This is a genomic window from Roseobacter cerffii (genome assembly GCF_054226325.1).
On sequence record NZ_CM135757.1, the window covers coordinates 2,100,273 to 2,116,799 of the forward strand.

The 16,527-nt window shown below is 63.5% G+C and carries 19 protein-coding genes; 7 read left to right on the forward strand and 12 right to left on the reverse strand.

The annotated features are described in order from the left end of the window. Positions 1-33 precede the first annotated feature (33 nt). Complete coding sequence (gene tkt / locus ACVC7O_RS10120; protein WP_458325958.1) at positions 34-2,052, reverse strand: transketolase; 2,019 nt, start codon at positions 2,050-2,052, stop codon at positions 34-36. A 278-nt stretch (positions 2,053-2,330) separates the two neighbouring features. On the opposite strand from tkt, the gene ACVC7O_RS10125 reads away from it, so the two are divergent. From ACVC7O_RS10125 to ACVC7O_RS10135, 3 genes are all read left to right on the forward strand, one after another. Further along, positions 2,331-2,807, forward strand: coding sequence for a hypothetical protein (locus tag ACVC7O_RS10125; RefSeq protein ID WP_458325959.1), 477 nt, complete (start codon positions 2,331-2,333; stop codon positions 2,805-2,807). Next, on the forward strand, positions 2,807-3,199 hold the full coding sequence (locus ACVC7O_RS10130; RefSeq protein WP_458325960.1) for a cell division protein ZapA: 393 nt from the start codon (positions 2,807-2,809) through the stop codon (positions 3,197-3,199). Before ACVC7O_RS10125 ends, ACVC7O_RS10130 begins: the two co-directional genes overlap by 1 nt. A gap of 264 nt (positions 3,200-3,463) precedes the next feature. Continuing rightward, positions 3,464-3,841, forward strand: a complete 378-nt coding sequence (locus ACVC7O_RS10135; protein ID WP_458325961.1) for a hypothetical protein — start codon at positions 3,464-3,466, stop codon at positions 3,839-3,841. Between the two features lie 59 nt (positions 3,842-3,900). Here ACVC7O_RS10135 and grxD read toward each other — a convergent pair whose 3' ends face one another. After that, positions 3,901-4,263 carry a Grx4 family monothiol glutaredoxin gene (gene grxD, locus ACVC7O_RS10140; RefSeq protein ID WP_458325962.1) on the reverse strand — a complete coding sequence of 121 codons (363 nt, stop codon included), beginning with the start codon at positions 4,261-4,263 and terminating at the stop codon, positions 3,901-3,903. A gap of 61 nt (positions 4,264-4,324) precedes the next feature. Continuing rightward, a complete protein-coding gene (locus ACVC7O_RS10145; protein ID WP_458325963.1) occupies positions 4,325-4,561 on the reverse strand; it encodes a BolA family protein in 237 nt (78 codons plus the stop codon). 161 nt (positions 4,562-4,722) lie between these two features. Here ACVC7O_RS10145 and ACVC7O_RS10150 point away from each other — a divergent pair, with 161 nt between their 5' ends. Both ACVC7O_RS10150 and ACVC7O_RS10155 read left to right on the forward strand, forming a co-directional pair. Continuing rightward, the gene (locus ACVC7O_RS10150; protein WP_458325964.1) at positions 4,723-5,691 is read left to right on the forward strand and encodes an XdhC family protein; all 969 of its coding nucleotides are present in this window, start codon (positions 4,723-4,725) and stop codon (positions 5,689-5,691) included. Next, positions 5,688-6,692 carry a molybdopterin-binding protein gene (locus ACVC7O_RS10155; protein WP_458325965.1) on the forward strand — a complete coding sequence of 335 codons (1,005 nt, stop codon included), beginning with the start codon at positions 5,688-5,690 and terminating at the stop codon, positions 6,690-6,692. The genes ACVC7O_RS10150 and ACVC7O_RS10155 overlap by 4 nt, the downstream gene beginning before the upstream one ends. Positions 6,693-6,710: 18 nt before the next feature. Here the strand turns inward: ACVC7O_RS10155 and ACVC7O_RS10160 are convergent, their stop codons facing one another. After that, complete coding sequence (locus tag ACVC7O_RS10160; RefSeq protein ID WP_458325966.1) at positions 6,711-7,427, reverse strand: DUF1868 domain-containing protein; 717 nt, start codon at positions 7,425-7,427, stop codon at positions 6,711-6,713. 140 nt (positions 7,428-7,567) lie between these two features. Then, positions 7,568-8,062: a translation initiation factor IF-3 gene (gene infC / locus ACVC7O_RS10165; protein WP_299674696.1), complete on the reverse strand. Its 495-nt coding sequence runs from the start codon at positions 8,060-8,062 to the stop codon at positions 7,568-7,570. Between the two features lie 255 nt (positions 8,063-8,317). On the opposite strand from infC, the gene ACVC7O_RS10170 reads away from it, so the two are divergent. Then, complete coding sequence (locus ACVC7O_RS10170; RefSeq protein WP_458325967.1) at positions 8,318-9,112, forward strand: translation initiation factor 3; 795 nt, start codon at positions 8,318-8,320, stop codon at positions 9,110-9,112. Positions 9,113-9,169: 57 nt separating this feature from the next. Here the strand turns inward: ACVC7O_RS10170 and ACVC7O_RS10175 are convergent, their stop codons facing one another. From ACVC7O_RS10175 to cysG, 6 genes are all read right to left on the reverse strand, one after another. Beyond that, positions 9,170-10,018, reverse strand: a complete 849-nt coding sequence (locus ACVC7O_RS10175) for a ferredoxin--NADP reductase (protein WP_458325968.1) — start codon at positions 10,016-10,018, stop codon at positions 9,170-9,172. 69 nt (positions 10,019-10,087) lie between these two features. Further along, entirely contained in the window at positions 10,088-10,489 is a 402-nt protein-coding gene (locus ACVC7O_RS10180) for a DUF934 domain-containing protein (protein ID WP_458325969.1), read from the reverse strand. Beyond that, a complete protein-coding gene (locus ACVC7O_RS10185) occupies positions 10,486-11,235 on the reverse strand; it encodes a phosphoadenylyl-sulfate reductase (RefSeq protein WP_458325970.1) in 750 nt (249 codons plus the stop codon). Before ACVC7O_RS10185 ends, ACVC7O_RS10180 begins: the two co-directional genes overlap by 4 nt. Then, a complete protein-coding gene (locus ACVC7O_RS10190) occupies positions 11,225-12,889 on the reverse strand; it encodes a nitrite/sulfite reductase (RefSeq protein ID WP_458325971.1) in 1,665 nt (554 codons plus the stop codon). Before ACVC7O_RS10190 ends, ACVC7O_RS10185 begins: the two co-directional genes overlap by 11 nt. After that, the gene (locus ACVC7O_RS10195; protein WP_458325972.1) at positions 12,882-13,187 is read right to left on the reverse strand and encodes a DUF2849 domain-containing protein; all 306 of its coding nucleotides are present in this window, start codon (positions 13,185-13,187) and stop codon (positions 12,882-12,884) included. Before ACVC7O_RS10195 ends, ACVC7O_RS10190 begins: the two co-directional genes overlap by 8 nt. Position 13,188: 1 nt before the next feature. Continuing rightward, positions 13,189-14,622, reverse strand: a complete 1,434-nt coding sequence (gene cysG, locus ACVC7O_RS10200) for a siroheme synthase CysG (protein WP_458325973.1) — start codon at positions 14,620-14,622, stop codon at positions 13,189-13,191. Positions 14,623-14,763: 141 nt separating this feature from the next. Here cysG and ACVC7O_RS10205 point away from each other — a divergent pair, with 141 nt between their 5' ends. Beyond that, positions 14,764-15,231, forward strand: coding sequence for an Lrp/AsnC family transcriptional regulator (locus tag ACVC7O_RS10205; protein ID WP_458325974.1), 468 nt, complete (start codon positions 14,764-14,766; stop codon positions 15,229-15,231). 66 nt (positions 15,232-15,297) lie between these two features. Here ACVC7O_RS10205 and ACVC7O_RS10210 read toward each other — a convergent pair whose 3' ends face one another. Beyond that, positions 15,298-16,479: a cytochrome P450 gene (locus ACVC7O_RS10210; RefSeq protein ID WP_458325975.1), complete on the reverse strand. Its 1,182-nt coding sequence runs from the start codon at positions 16,477-16,479 to the stop codon at positions 15,298-15,300. Positions 16,480-16,527 lie beyond the last annotated feature (48 nt).

The following is a 16,527-nucleotide window of genomic DNA, read 5'->3' on the forward strand; positions in this document are numbered from 1 at the left end:
AAGTCCACCCCACCTGCCTGCGCAGCCGCGCGTTTATTTGATCAGCGATTTCGCTTTCGCGGCCACGGCCTCGGCAGTGATGCCGAATTCTTCATAGAGTTTTGCAGCGGGTGCCGAGGCGCCGAAATCGTGCATGCCGACAAAGCCGGATTTCTCGCGCCGTCCACGCTCGCCAAAGAGCCAGCGGTCCCATCCGAAGCGGATGCCCGCCTCAACCGCAACGCGGACGGGACCGCCCGGCAGGACGCGTTTGCGATAGCTCTCGTCCTGCTCTTCGAAAAGTTCCCAGCAGGGCATGGACACAACCCGTGTGCCGATGCCCTCGGCCTGCAACAGGTCCCGCGCGGCCAAGGCAATCTCGACCTCGGAGCCAGTGGCGAGCAGGATCGCCTGGCGCTTGCCCTCCGCGTCGGCCAGCACATAGGCGCCCTGAGCGGTCAGGTTCTTCGTCTTGTGCTCGGTCCGTACGGTACTGAGCCCCTGGCGGGTCAGCGACAGGACCGAGGGCGTTTCTTTCGACGTCAGCGCAAGTTCCCAGGCCTCGGCGGTCTCGATGGTATCGGCGGGGCGGAACACATAGGTGTTAGGCGTCGCCCGGCTGATCGCCAGATGCTCGACCGGCTGGTGCGTCGGGCCGTCTTCGCCCAGACCGATGCTGTCGTGGGTCATGACGAAAACCGTGGGGATTTTCATCAGCGCCGCCAGCCGCATCGACGGGCGCGCGTAATCGGTGAAACACATGAAGGTGCCGCCGTAAGGGCGCATCCCGCCGTGCAAGGCCATGCCGTTCATGGCAGCGGCCATCCCGTGCTCGCGCACTCCCCAGTAGACATAGCGCCCGCCGCGGCTCTCCACATCGAAGACTCCCAGATCGGCGGTCTTGGTATTGTTCGAACCGGTGAGATCGGCCGAGCCACCCACGGTTTCCGGCATCACCGGGTTGATGACCTCCAGCACCTTTTCCGAGCTCGCGCGCGTGGCGATCTTCGGCGCGCTTTCCGACATCTGTTTCTTAAACGCCTTGATCACGGCGCTGAGCTTTTTCGGCGCCTCCAGCGCATAGGCGCGGTTGAAGGTCTCGCGCTTGCCGCGGGGCAGGGTGTCGAACCGCTCTTCCCAGGCACGGCGGGTCTCGGCTCCCCGCGCGCCAATCGCCTCCCAGGCCGATTTCACATCTCCCGGGACCTCGAAGGGCCCGGTCTTCCAGCCATAGGCCTCTTTCGCGGCGATCAGCTGGTCGCCGTCGGTGAGCGCGCCGTGCCCCTTGGAGGTATCCTGCGCGGCATGGCCCAAAGCGATATGCGTCTTGCAGGCAATCATCGTGGGCTTGTTGCCCTTCTTGGCCTGTGTCAGGGCGGCATCGATCGCCTCGGGGTCATGGCCGTCGATCTCGAGCACGGCCCAGCCTGCGGATTTGAACCGCCCCACCTGATCGGTCTGATCGGAGAGAGTCACCGGCCCGTCGATGGTGATGTTGTTGTTGTCCCAGAGCACGATCAGCTTGCTCAGCTTGTGCCGCCCGGCCAGCGTGATCGCCTCCTGGCTCACGCCTTCCATCAAACAGCCGTCACCCGCGATGACATAGGTGTGGTGATCGACCACTTTCTTGCCGTAAGTCGCGCGCTGGATTTCCTCGGCCATGGCGAAGCCGACGGAATTGGCGATGCCCTGACCCAGCGGGCCCGTGGTCGTCTCGATCCCTGCGGCGTGGCCGTATTCCGGGTGACCCGCGGTGCGTGAGCCCCATTGGCGGAAATTCTTGATCTCCTCCAGCGTCATGTCCTCGTACCCGGTGAGGTAGAGCAGCGCATAGATCAGCATGGAGCCGTGACCCGCCGACAGGATGAACCGGTCGCGGTCGGGCCATGTCGGTTGCGCGGGGTCGAACTTGAGATGCTTCTCAAACAGCACCGTCGCCACGTCGGCCATGCCCATAGGCATGCCGGAGTGCCCGGAGTTGGCCGCGGCCACGGCGTCCAGCGTCAGGGCGCGGATGGCGGTGGCCTTGGCCCAGTGATCAGGGTGTGCGGCGGCGAGAGCTTTGAGATCCACGAAGAAGGTATCCTTTGTCCGTCAGGCAGCCCTTACCGGGCTTTGGAGTACTGGTCTGGCCAGCGCTTGCAGGCTGCATATCAGCCACTTCGCAAAGATCAAGGGCGGGTGGCGCCTTTGCGAAACGAAGTGCTTCAACAGCGGCGGCCAAGCGCTTGATCCCAAAGCAGAGCCCATTTGTTGCGTCCGATGATTAGAGTTACTCTTGGTCAAATCCGGTGCGATTCGGGCGTCTTTTCAGGCGAATAACGTACCGGGTGCGAAAAAACGAGGTGGGTATGAGCGAAATCGAAGACTTGCACAGCCGGATTATGGCCGCGATGGATCGTGTGGCCCGCGGGCTCGATACCCTCGGGACGGGCGGCGGCGATGATGTCGACGCCCTGACACAAGCGCTGGAAGACGAAAAGACCGCTAACGCGCAGCTCAACGAGCGTATTCGCGTGCTGGGCGAGCGCCAGGATCAGGCGCTTGAAGGGCTGCAGGCGAAGGCGGCCGAGGCCGAAGAGCGGTTGAAAAGCTTCGATCTCGAGCTCCAACGGTTGCGCCGGGCAAACGGTCAGCTGGCCGAGGCTTGCGAAGCTCTGCGGGCGGCCAACGCGGAAGGCGTGGGCGAGCCACATCTGATCAACACGGCGATGATGGCCGAGCTCGAAGCGCTGCGCGCGGCGCGCGCTGCCGAGATCGCCGAAGCCGATGAAATCATCGCGGCGCTCACCCCGCTGCTTGAGCCGACACCCGAGGAGGCGAGCTGATGCCAGAAGTGACGATCATGATCGGCGGACGCCAGTTCGATGTCGCCTGCCAGGCGGGTGAGGAGCACTATCTGCACACGGCCGCCAAGATGCTGGACGACGAGGCACAGGTGCTCGCGGACCAGGTGGGGCGGATGCCCGAGGCGCGCATGCTGCTGATGGCGGGGCTGATGCTGGCCGACAAGACGGCGAGCGTCGAAGACCGGGTGGCCGAGGTGCAGGCCAAGCTGACCGCCTGTGAGGCGGAGCTGGCCAATCTGCGCGAAACCCGGGCCCAGCCCGAGCGCGTGGAGGTGCCGGTGGTGCCGCAAGCCGTGAGCGACACGCTGGCCGAGCTCGCGGCCCGCGCCGAAGCGCTGGCGGCGTCGGTCGAGGAAAAGACCAAGGCCTAGACGCCTCGAAATCGCAGGACCGGGCCCGTGCAGGTTTGCGCGGGCTTTTTTGCGCGACCAAGCCCCGACTGGACGGCGCCAAGGCCGAAAGGTCCCTTGCATCGATGCAGGAAGGTCTTGCGGCTGTTCGGCTTCCGGAGACCCACGCGTTTGATATCCAGCTCCTGCGTTGCCCTGGCCGACATCGGCAGCCAGCGGTTTTGCCGACAGGTGGAGCTTCCGACCCTTCGAGGGGCGCGACGAATAGCGAGTAAAGGATGTAAGATGTTGAATTTGATAAAGCAGCTCAACGCGCTGAGCTGCGCCGTGGCCTTGACGGCCTGCACGACGACCCAAAGCCCCGTGCCCATTCGGTCAGACCCGGTCTATGACAAGCTGGGCAATGCGCTCTGTACGGCGGAGGGTGCGCCCGCCACCCACGCCACGGCTGCAGGCGCGCGGCCTTGCGCCCCCGGCGATGACGGGTGCGTGGGGTCGGTGACCGTGGATGGAGATGTGATCCCCTGCCGCCCGCGAGGCGACTGTTCGTACATCTCTGTGACCGTGCCTTGCGTGGAAGGCGGTGGGCGGGATGACGCATCCTCGAGCAACACGTCGGATGGTGGTCGCGACCCATCTTCCCCAACCGCGGCCCCGATCTGACCGGACAGCAAAAAGGGGCCACGCGGCCCCTTTTTAAGTCTGCAATGGAAAAGACGATATTAGCCGTTGGCTTCGCGGATTTTGTCGGCGGCGTCCTTGTCGAACTGCACACCGTTCTCCTCCAGCAGCGTGTCGAGCTCGCCGGAGAGCGTCATCTCGGTGATGATGTCACAGCCCCCCACAAATTCGCCTTTCACATAGAGCTGCGGGATCGTCGGCCAATCCGAGAAATCCTTGATGCCCTGGCGGACCCCTTCATCGGCCAGCACGTTCACATCGGAGAACTCCACGCCCATGTAGTTCAGCACGCCAGCGACCCGGCTGGAGAACCCGCATTGCGGCATCTCCTTGGTCCCTTTCATGAAGAGCACCACGTCGCTGCCGGAAATGGTCTCTTGAATTTGGCTGTTCACGTCTGACATGTCTCTTCCTTCGTGCTGGGGGCGCGGCTCTCGCTTGAGTGCACCACGATATGGGGGTGTTCTATTCCGGTGCTCGCGTGGTGAGCGCCAGCGCGTGCAACTCGCCATTCGAGCCGTCCATCTTGCCCTTGAGGGCCGCATAGACGGCGCGTTGCTGCTGAACGCGGTTCTTGCCGCGGAAACTCTCATCGATCACCATCGCCGACATATGCACGCCGTCATTGCCCTGGACCTCGATGGTGGCATCGGGGAAGCTGGCACGCAGCAGGTCTTCGATTTCTTGGGCGTGCATCGGCATGCGGCGGCTCCGTTCTTCGGTCTTCCCTCAGATGTAAGGGGCAGGGGGAGCGGGGACAAGATGCCAAATGGTCCATCCTGACAATCGCCCCGGGTAGCGGCCACTTTTGGGCAGACAAGCGGTGAGCGATCAGGAATAGTTGCGCCGCAAGGAGGAGCACCATGGAGGTTTTCGAGAATGCGCCGGAGCAGGCGCTGGCCTGGCACGAGGCGGGCCGCGGTGCAGTTCTGGCCACGGTGGTCGAGACCTGGGGCTCGGCGCCACGCCGGGTGGGCGCGCAGTTGGTGATCGCTGGGGATGGCGAGATGCAGGGGTCCGTCTCGGGCGGCTGCGTCGAAGGCGCCGTGGTGCTCGAGGCAACGGATGCGCTCGAGAAAGGCGAGCAGCGCCTGTTGGAGTACGGCGTCAGCGATGGCGATGCTTTCGCGGTGGGGCTTGCTTGTGGCGGCACGATTCGCATTCTGGTCGAGCCTGTCGGGCCGGTGCTGCCGGTCGAGGTGCTGCGCGACCTGATGGAGGCCCGTGCGGCACGCCAGCCCGTTGCCTATGAAGCCAACCTGGCGACCGGTGAGCGGCGTCTGGTGCGTGAGGACCATGCGGAACGGTTCGCAATGGACCGCTCGGGGTTCGAGGCGGATGGGGAGGTCTTCGTGGCGATCCACAACCCGCCGCTGCGGCTGGTCATTGTCGGCGCGGTGCATATCGCCCAGGCGCTGGTGCCGATGGCGCGGATCGCGGGTTATGATCCCTACATCGTTGACCCGCGCGCCGCCTTTGGCTCGGAGGCGCGATTTCCGGGCGAGCGGATCGTGCCGGATTGGCCAGACGAGGCGCTTGAGGCGATTGGCGTCGACAGCCGCACCGCCGTCGTGCTGCTGACCCATGATCCGAAACTGGATGATCCGGCACTGATGATCGCGCTGAACTCCGAGGCGTTCTACATCGGCGCTCTGGGATCGAAACGGACCCATGCCTCCCGTCAGGAGCGGCTGACCGAGGCGGGGATCACGGCTGACCAGATGGCGCGCATTCGTGGGCCCATCGGGCTCGACATCGGCGCCTCCGGCCCGCCCGAGATTGCCGTCGCGATCCTGTCCGAAATGACGCGTGTGCTGAGGCGCGGGGCGTGAAATTCGGCCCGGTTCCCAGCGCGGAGGCAGAGGGTGCGATCCTGGCCCATTCGGTGTCTCTGAACGGCGCCGGGCGGCTGCGAAAGGGGCGCCTTCTGGCGGCAGAGGATGTCGCAGCGCTTGCCGAGGCTGGCGTCAATGACGTCATCGTCGCGCGCTTGGAGGACGGCGATGTGATCGAGAACGAGGCCGCGCGCCAGCTCGCGGCGGCGCTCGTGCCAGATCCGACGGGCCAGCACCTGCATGTGACGGAGCCCTTCACCGGGCGGGTCAATCTGCTCGCCGAAGGGCCGGGGGTGGTGGTTCTGGATGTCGCGGCCTTGGAGGCGGTGAACCGGGTGCATCCGATGATCACGCTCGCGACGGTGCCGCCTTACCAGCAGATGGCCGCCCGGGGCATGGTCGCGACGATCAAGATCATCTCCTATGCGGTGCCGAAGGAGGACTTGGAGAGGGCCTGTGCCTTGGCCCGAGCCGCAATTCGCCTTGCACCGCCCGTCGTCGACGCGGTTCGGCTGATCATCACCGAAATTCCAGGTGGCGCGGGCTCCAAGGGGCAAAAGGCGATTGCGGATCGGGTGGCCGCCTTTGGTCTACCGCTGGAACCGCCTGCAGTGGTGCCGCATGATGACACGGCCCTGGCGGCGGCGCTGGGTGACGGGAGCACTGGCTTGACCCTTATTCTGACCGGCTCGGCGACCTCCGACATAGATGATGTGGCGCCTACCGCTGTGCGTCGCGCGGGTGGCGATGTGACACGGTTCGGGATGCCGGTGGACCCTGGCAACCTGTTGTTTCTGGGGCATCTGAACGCGCAGCCGGTCATCGGTTTGCCGGGTTGCGCGCGCTCTCCCGCGCTGAATGGTGCCGACTGGGTCTTGGCGCGCGTGATCTGCGGCATTGAGGTGAGCGACGATGATATCGCCGGGATGGGCGTAGGCGGTCTGCTCAAGGAGATTCCGACGCGGCCGCAACCTCGTGCTGGTCGGAAGGCGCGGTAAGGCCGCGTCAGAGACCGGTCAACCCGCCGGCGCGGGCTCCAGCACCAAAACCTCCGGAAAGGCCGTCATATCGGCGAATGTGCAAAAGGCCGGGGACCGCAGTGGGATCTGCGGTGCTGCAGCGACGAGGTCCTTCAGGATCGCCGCGGTTTCGACGGACCACTGCTCGGCAACCGCATCAGGAATCCAGTCAATCGGATAAGCGAAGGTCATGTGAAAGCGGTAGTCGTCGTGGTCGTCATGCCGATAGCCAAACGGCGCGGTCAATGCGTCCCGCCAGGCGCGCATGCAGGCGGTGTCTTCCAGCGTTGCACCGTCCAGGCTGAGCCCGGTGGGATGCAGATCAACAGCCCGCACCGCGAAACCAGGCAGCGGCGCGAAGTCTTGCAGCTTTTCGCGGACCGCCTCGGTCACGCTCTCAATCGGTGCGTTGCGGTCGAGCCCCGCGGGCCAGCCATCTGCTGTCCGGCGCGTCTCGATCGCGCCTTCGAAAAGCGTCATGTGCAGGCTGTCGACGGGCGTGTAGAGAAACCGATCCGCGCCCGGCAGCGCCTGCATGCGTGCCCGCGCCTCGAGGACAGCCTGATGCGCCGGGGCGCTGTGATCAAGATGGCAGACCACGGTGTTTCCAGCCTCAGGCAAAAAACGCTCCGCGCTGTAGCGCTGACCCAACCGCTGTGGCGGTGCAGGGTTCCGGCCTTCCGTAAACTTCACAATGTTTTCGGAAATCCCCATCAGTCCGTCTTCTCCCGAGTCACTGCAGTTGACGCTCCATACCATGGGATGTGTGACATGTGGTGCGTCAATTGACTGGCACGAACAAAAACGCCCTGTCGGATAGATAGGGCGCTGGTTGTTTCGTGGCTATCAGCGCGTCATTTCGGCAGCGGGCCGATCAGCATGACCATCTGCCGGCCTTCCATCTTGGGGAAGTTCTCGACGCGGCCCTTGTCTTTGGTGTCCTCGGCCACGCGTTCCAGCAGCTCGCGTCCGAGGTTCTGGTGCGCCATCTCGCGCCCACGGAACCGCAGCGTGACCTTCACCTTGTCGCCGTTCTCGAGGAACTTGAAGACGTTGCGCATCTTCACGTCATAGTCATTCGTATCCGTATTGGGCCGGAACTTGACCTCTTTGATCTCGATGACCTTCTGTTTCTTGCGCGCTTCGCTCTCGCGTTTTTGCTGTTCGTACTTGAACTTGCCGAAGTCCATGATCTTGCACACAGGCGGATTTGCGTTGGGCGAAATCTCGACCAGGTCCAATCCCGCATCATCGGCCATCGCGAGCGCACGGTCGGGCGAAACAACGCCGACATTCTCGCCGTCAGCGCCGATCAGGCGGATTTCAGGGCTGCGGATTTTTTCGTTCACGCGCGGGCCGGTGTCTCTCTGTGGCGGCGCGTTATGGGGTCTGCGAGCGATGATGGTCGTCCTTGAATTGTTGATAAATATGGGAGTTTAAGTTAACTGCCGCGGGGGCCTTCTTCAAGCCGCAAAATAGGCCGGAATGGGCCGATTGGAACGGTTTTCCCCCTTGATGGTTTTACCAGAGATGCGCAACTGCCATTACCGCACATAAGCGCGGCGTCTTGCCGGGCCCTGCGCGCCATAAAAAGGAAAACTGTGATGCGAAATCTGATCTGGATCCTCCTGGCTGCCGTGATCATCGGGGGTGGGTATCTGCTCTACTCGGGGCAGAATCCGGCCGACATCGTACAGCAATCAACAGAGACCATAGAGGAAGCTGAACCGCTGCAAGCCGCGGAAGAGGCGATTGGCGATGCCGCCGATGTCGCGAATGAGGCCGCCAGCGCGGTAGCCGATGCCGCGAGTGATGCGGTTGAGACAGCGACGGAAGCGGCAACCGACGCGGCGGAAGGTGCTGCAAACCTTGTGGAAGATGCGGCGTCTGCGACGGCAGAGGCAGCCAGCGATGCGGTGGATGCGGTAACCGGTGCGGCGGACGAGGCCACCGATGCAGCGGCGTCCGCGGTTGAGACGGCGGAGGAGACCGCTGCGGAGGCCGTTGAAGGTACCGCCGACGCGGTGGATACGGCTGTGACGGATGCGGCGCAGGCGACCGAAGAGACCGCCGAGGCTGCGGACACTGCGACAGAGACGGCGGTGACAGACGCGGCGACTGCGACGGACGAGGCGGCAACCAGCGCGGAAGAGACGGTCGCAGCGGCCACGGAAGGGGAGTCCTCGGATGCTGCAACCGCTCTCGACGAGGCGAAAGCAGACGAAGAGCTGACGGTCGAAGGGTTCGACTTCGCCAAAGTGTCGGAAATGATCGAAAACTCCGATCTTGCCACGTCGCAGAAACTGGTCCTGACCAATGCGGTCCGCGAAGCCCAGAACAATCCCGAAGTCCTGAAGGCAGCGCTTGAACAGCTGCGCACGGCCTTGGGCGTCGAATAAACGAAAACGCCCGGGTATTTCTGCTCCCGGGCGTCTATCGATCATGTATTGTGGGGATCAGCCAACGAAGGCTTTTTCCACGACGTAATGCTTGGGTTCGGAATTGGCGCCTTCTTCCAGCCCGAAGCCTTCTAGAATCTCTTTCAGATCGGTGTTCAGCCCCATCGAACCGCAGACCATCGCGCGGTCGGTCTCGGGAGAGATGCCGTCAATTCCCAGATCTGCAAAGACCGTTCCGTCTTTCAGAAGCGTTGTGATCCGGCCCATCTTCGGGCTCTCTTCCCGGGTCGTGGTCGGGTAATAGGTGAGCTTGGCCAGGTTCTCTTCGCCAAGCAGCTCCAACATCAGCTCGTCCTTGCGTAGGTTCTCGATCAGCTGACGACCGTATTCCAACTCGGCCACGTCACGGCAGGTATGCGTGATGATCACCTGCTCATAGTCTTCATAGGTCTGCGGGTCGCGCAGCAGCGAGGCGAAGGGCGCAAAGCCGGTGCCAGTGGCGAAGAACCAGATCCGCTTGCCGGGCAACAACGCATCATGCACCAGCGTGCCGACGGGTTTGGGCCGCAGGATGATCTCGTCCCCCGGCTGGATGTGTTGCAGCTTGGAGGTCAGCGGACCATCCTGCACCTTGATCGAGTAGAATTCCAGCTCCTCATCCCAGGACGGCGAGGCAATGGAGTAGGCGCGCAGCAGGGGTTTCTGCTTGCCGGTTTCGGGATGCGGATCACCCATCAGGCCGATCATCACGAATTCGCCCGACCGGAACCGCAAGGACGCGGGCCGCGTCACACGGAAGGAGAACAGACGGTCCGTCCAGTGCCGAACCGAGGTCACGGTCTGCGCGTCGGGTAGCGTGGGGACTTTGATGGCGGATGCTTCGGTCACGGGGGTCTGCTCGGTCATGAATGTGTCAACGCAGGCTTACACCTGCGGCTCCTTTTTAGAAAGAGGTGTTGTGCGGGAAAGCGTCAATCAGCCGCGCAAGCGGGCTTGATAGTTGTGCTGTTGCCAGTTGGCGCGGAATTGCCACTGGTCTTCGGGTTGGCGTGCGGCCAATTCATCCGATATTTCGACCTCGTCAAACCCGGCGCGCCGGGCCATGGCGTATTGATCGGCCAGCACGTGACCCTTGGCACGGAGCCGACCCTTGAAGCCGCGCAGCCGCAGCTGTTTGGCGATGGTAAAGCCGCGCCCATCGGCAGACGATGGAAAGTCCACGCGGATCATCTGCAACCCGTCGCAGAGCGGGATCGTCGCCGGATCGGTGTCGGACGGCACGTCGAGTGCGCTGGCGTCATTGGCCGCGTCGAGCGTGATGAAGGGTTCGGTCCAGTCGTCGGCGCAAAAGCCGGTGTCGGTCACAAGGGTGGTCATGAGGGGGCTCCTGTGCGGATCAGTCGGCCATTCACGAAATGAATGCCACATTCGTCTTTGTCGGTGTCGCGCCAGCGCCCTGCGCGGGGGTCTTCGCCAGCGGAAACGGGAGAGGTGCAGGGCGCACATCCGATGGAGGGGTAGCCTTTGGCCACCAACGGATGCCGCGGCAGGCGATTCTCAGCGATATAGTCGGCCACATCGCCGGGTTGCCAATAGGCCAGCGGGTTGACCTTGATGCGTCCTGTGCCGGGCTCGACCTCGAAGAACTCCAGGTCGGCGCGACGGCCTGACTGGAATCGCTTGCGACCGGTGATCCAGCCGCCATGCTGTTCCAGCGCGCGCTGCAGCGGTTCTGTCTTGCGCAGGGCGCAGCAAGCATCGGTGTCGCGCTTGTGCAGAGTGCCATCCGGATCCCGTTGCGTCAGCTGCGCGCTTCGTATGATCCGCAGGTTGCGCAGGCCCAGTCGTTCCGCGACCTCCTGCTGATAAACCAGCGTTTCGGCAAAGAGCATCTCTGTGTCGATGAAGATCACCGGGGCGTCCCTGTCCACCATCGCGGTCAGGTGCAAGAGGGCAACCGACTCCGCGCCAAAGCTCGAGACCAGCGCAAGATCTGGTACCGCGTCGAACGCCGCGCGCAGTACATCCGTCGCACTGTGGTGACGCAGCCCGTCGTTCAGGCGCGCCACCACAGCGCTCAGGGTGTCATCCTCGACCTGGGGAGCCGGGTGATCAAGCGGCATTGGCCTGTGCCTCAGGGTAGAGGGCGGCTTTGAACGGGGCCAGACCAAGGCGGCGATAGGTTTGCAGGAAGGTCTCGGCGGGCTCATCGCGCAGCTCGAGGTACGCCAGCACCAGCCGTTCAATGGCTGGGATGATCTCATCGGCGGAGAACCCAGGGCCTGCGCGCTCGCCGATGCTCGCATCTTCTGTGCCATCGCCGCCGAGCGTGATCTGGTAGTTCTCCACCCCAGCGCGGTCGAGGCCGAGGATACCGATGTGACCCACGTGGTGATGTCCGCAGGCGTTGATGCAGCCCGAGATCTTGATCTTCAGCGGACCCACGTCGTGCTCCAGCTTCAGCGCGTCAAAGCGGGTCGCGATCTCCTGTGCAATCGGGATCGAGCGGGCCGTGGCGAGCGCGCAATAGTCCATGCCGGGGCAGGCGATGATGTCCGAGATCAGGCCAACGTTTGCGGTGCCGAGACCCTCCGCCTTTAGCGCGGAGTAGATCGAGGGCAGATCGCTCTTATGCACATGTGGCAGGATCACGTTCTGTTCATGGCTGATGCGCAGTTCATCATGGCCGTAGCGCTTGGCCAGATCCGCCATCAGGCGCATCTGGGCTGAGGTGGCATCGCCCGGTGTCGCGCCATGGGCCTTGAGGCTGATCGTCACGATCGCATAGCCGGGCGCGCGGTGCTCGGTCAGGTTGGTGTCGGACCAGGCGCGGAAGGCCGGGTAGTGCTGCCGCGCGTCGTGATAGGCCGTCTCCGGCGCGCTCTTGAATTCGGGCGCTGCGAAGTCCGCCTCGATCCCGGCCAGCAGCTGTTGGTCGACGCCGGTGAACTGCGGGCGGATCAGGGCATAGCGCTCTTCGACGCGGGCTCTGAAATCGTCGAGCCCGTTTTTATGCACGGTGATCTTGATGCGCGCCTTGTATTTGTTGTCGCGGCGGCCCAGCAGGTTGTAGACGCTTACGATGGCTTCGAGATAGGGCAGCAGGTCTTCGCGCGGCAGGAAGTCGCGGATCACCTTGCCAATCATCGGCGTGCGGCCGAGGCCACCGCCAACGATGACTTCAAAACCGATCTCGCCATCGCGCTCGACCATGCGCAGGCCGATGTCGTGGGCCTTGGTCACGGCGCGGTCGTTGGGCGAGCCGGTGACAGCGACCTTGAATTTGCGCGGCAGGAACTGGAACTCCGGGTGGTCGGTGGACCACTGGCGAATGAGTTCAGCCACCGGGCGCGGGTCAGCCAGCTCATCGGCTGCGGCACCGGCGAAATGGTCAGCGGTCACGTTGCGGATGGTGTTGCCTGAGGTCTGGATCGCGTGCATCTGCACCTCACCCAAAGCATCCAGCATATCCGGCACGTCGCGCAGTTGCGGCCAGTTGTACTGGATGTTCTGGCGCGTGGTGAAATGGCCATAGCCCTTGTCCCACTTGTCCGCGATATCCGCGAGCACATGCATCTGGCGGCTCGACAGCGTGCCATAGGGGATCGCCACACGCAGCATATAGGCGTGCAGCTGCAGATAGAGACCATTCATCAGGCGCAGCGGCTTGAATTCATCCTCGGTCAGCGAGCCGTCGATGCGACGCTCCACCTGGGCGCGGAACTGTGCGTTGCGTTCCTTGATGAAGGCGGTGTCGAAGTCTGTGTAATTATACATTGCTCAGTGCCTCTTGTTTGCCATGGGCATAGTTGGACGGGCCCTTGGCGCGGAAGTCTTCGCGGAAATGGGTAGGGGCAGGCGCATCACCGGAGGTGTCGACGTCAGCGAGATAGGCGCCCACGACCAGATCGACCTGTTGTGCCGCCTCGATCAGGCGCAGGTCGGCGTCGGCCTCATCGGTCAGCACCTCGGCGTCTGCAAGCTGGCGGCTCCAACCCGTCTCGGTCTGGTAGATCACGTCCCCCTCGAGCAGGGCGTTTGCGGTCACGACTTTCGGAGTGAATGGCTTCGGCATGTCAAAGGGCCTCCTGTGCCAGGGTGTCACGTCGGTGCGGCGTCGGTATCGTGTCGGTCTCGCGTCGGTGCAGCGCGTCGGTGGCGGCGCGCTGGCTGAGGCCGTAGACCATCAGCGCGGGGCCGGACATCTCGGCGGCGGAAAGCGCGCTTGGCAGCACGTCGAGCGTCGTTTCCAGAATCCGCTGATCGGGGCGAGACGCGTTTTCGATCACGGTGACGGGTGTATGCCGGTCCGCGCCATGCATGATCAGGCGGCCCTGGATGAAGCGCGCGGATTTCTTGCCCATGTAAATGGCGGCGACCTCACCGGGGCGCGCAAGCATGGCCCAGTCATGATCCGCGAAGCCTTTCATGTCGTGGCCTGTCAGCAGGCGGACCGAAGAGTTACGCCCGCGCTTGGTCAGGCTCTGGCCGATCTCGGCAACCGCCGCCGAGGCCGCGGTGATGCCCGGAACGATGCTCCAGGCGAGTTGATGCGTGTCGAGCGCGTCGATCTCTTCGTCGAGGCGGCCAAAGACGGTGGCATCGCCGGATTTCAGACGTACAACCTGCGCACCCTTCTGTGCGTGCTCGACGATCAGATCGTTGATGGTCGCCTGCGGGGTGGAGGGGCCATAAGCCTCTTTGCCCACGTCGATCATGACGGCCTCGCGGCGTGCGAGTTCGAGGATCGGCTGGCTGATCAAGCGATCATAGATCACCACATCCGCCTCATCGAGCAGGCGACGCGCCTTCATGGTCAGAAGGTCCGGATCGCCCGGGCCGCCGCCCACGAAGTGCACATGGCCGGGCCGCTCTTTGCGGACCAGATGATCGGTGAGCAGGCTGTCCAGCGCGCCTTTGACGGCGGTCTCGCCGCCCTTGATCGCGGTCGGACCCGCCGTCAAGTAATAGTCACGCCAGAAATCGCGGCGCGCGCGACCGAAGGGCAGCGCTTCGGCGGCTTTGCGAAAAGCCTTGCCGATGCGGGCAAGGGGGCCGAGGGCTGCGGGCAGGCGTTCTTCGAGGTCGGCCTTGATCGCCCGGGCGAGCACCGGGGCCGCGCCTTCGGTGCCGATGGCGATGGTCACCGGGTCGCGGTCGACAATGGCCGGGGTAATGAACTGGCTGTCTTCGAGGTTGTCGACCACATTGACAAGCGCACCGTCGGCCCGCGCGATGGCAGAGGTGCGCGCGTCTTCCGCATCGTCTTCGTCTGCCGCGTAAAAGAGGGCCGCGCAGAGAGTATCACCAGGCTGCATGGCGCGGCGGATGAGAGACAGCTTGCCGCTCTTGGCCCAGCCCACGATCTCGGGCGCAGGATCGGCGCTGAAGACGGTGATGTGGCCAGCGGTTTTCAGGAGCAGGCGCAGTTTCGCCAGCGCAGCCTCGCCGCCACCGGAAAGCACGATACGGCGCCCTTCGACGCGCAGGAAGATCGGGAAATGGTCCATGGGGCAGGGCCTTTCGAAATTTCTTATGCTCAATATAGGAAAAAGTTCCGCCTATTCGCTAGGTCATGCTGTTGATAAGGACGGGTGTTCTGTTCTACCTCGAAACTGGAACAATCGACCATGATAGAGGGGCAGGCCAGAATGAGCGTCCGGATTGACGAGATGGACAGGAAAATCCTTGGTGAGCTGCAGCGCGACGCAAGCCAGTCACTGGACGAAATCGCCGCAAAAGTGGGCTCATCGAAGACGCCAGTGTGGAACCGGATTCGCAAGATGCGCGAGGGCGGTGTGATCGGTCAGCAGACCGTGATGCTGGATGCGGATGCATTGGGGTTCGAGGCCTGTTTCTTTGTGCTGATCCGCACGTCGGAGCATGAGGCGGAGTGGCAGGCGGCGTTTCTCAAAGCCTTGCGCGACCGCCCGGAGGTGCAGGAGGCGCATCGGCTTGCGGGAGATATCGACTACATTCTTAAAGTGCGGGTGAAGAATGCGCGCGCCTATGACGCCTTCTATCAGGCGCTGATTTCAGAGGTCCGTGTGCACAACGTAACGGCCCTGCTGTCGATGGAGGAGATCAAGTCCACGACGATGTTGCCACTGTGGACGTGATCCAAAGGCGCGGCTGCGCCGCATTCTCCTTCCGGGCACGGCCGCCGGATCAAAGGGCTTTGCGGATCAGACGGTGACGCACAGGCGCTCGAGCCCGTGAAAGTGGTAGGTGTTGGCGTAGCGCGGAGTCTCGGCCAGTTTCAGATGGGGTGCGTGCTCAAAGAGGCGTTGCAGACCCATCTGAAGCTCTAGCCGGGCCAGCGGGGCGCCGACGCAGAAGTGCAGACCACCGCCGAAAGCGGCATGGGCGGCGGGCGGACGGAACGGATCGAACCGGTCGGGTGCATCGAAACGCGTCGGGTCACGGCCCGCCGCGCCCAGCATCAATGCCACCTGGCTGCCCTTTTGCAGCGTGTGACTGCCGACCGCGATATCCTCGTAGGCGTATCGCGTGAACATATGCAGCGGTGGATCGAAGCGCAGTACCTCTTCTACCGTCTGCTCGATGGCATCAGGCCCCAACGCCGCCGCCGGCGTCTGATGTTCCAACAGCGCTTTGACCGCGTTGCCAAGGGTGTGAACGGTCGCCTCGTGCCCGGCATTCAGCAGCAGGATACAGGTGCTGATCATCTCGGCATGGGAGAGTTTGTCGCCATCCTCTTCGGCGGCGATCAAATGGGTGATCAGATCATCGCGGGGGTCGGAGCGGCGCTTCTCGATGTAGCTGGTCAGGAAGATGCTGAACTCTGCCGTGGCGGTGTTTGCGGCAACCTCGGTCTCGTATGTCCGACCGGCTTGGTACATGGCGACCATCGTGTTGGACCACTGCAGAAGCTGGTCGGACATCTCTTCGGGCACCCCCAGAAGGCGCGCAATGACGCGGACGGGCAGGGCGGTGCAGAACGCCGGGATGAGATCAACAGGGCCATCCGGCAAGGCTGTGAGCAGATCGGTGCAGATCTCATTGATGTCCGGCGCCAGCGCTTTGACGCGCCGAGACGTGAAGGCGCGCAACACAAGCCCGCGCAGACGGGTGTGGGTGGGCGGTTCCATGTCGAGCATCGAACAGCGCTCGACCGCGTCCCACTGTTCCAGATGGGCCGGGACGGGCTGCCTTTGGTCCTCTGGCACAGCGCGGCCGAGGCGCCGGTCGCGCAGCAGGGCGTTTACAGTAGCGGCATCAAACACCGCCATCATGCCGTAGTCTTCCCAGTACTGCACCGGATCCTCGGCCAGAACACGCGCGTAGAGGCGATAGGGATCCTGTACGAAGTCCGGATCGAGCGGGGATTGGATGAGCGTTTTCATGTCACTTTTGTTGGCGCGCGTCTCGTTCCAGCGCGGCCACTGGCCGAC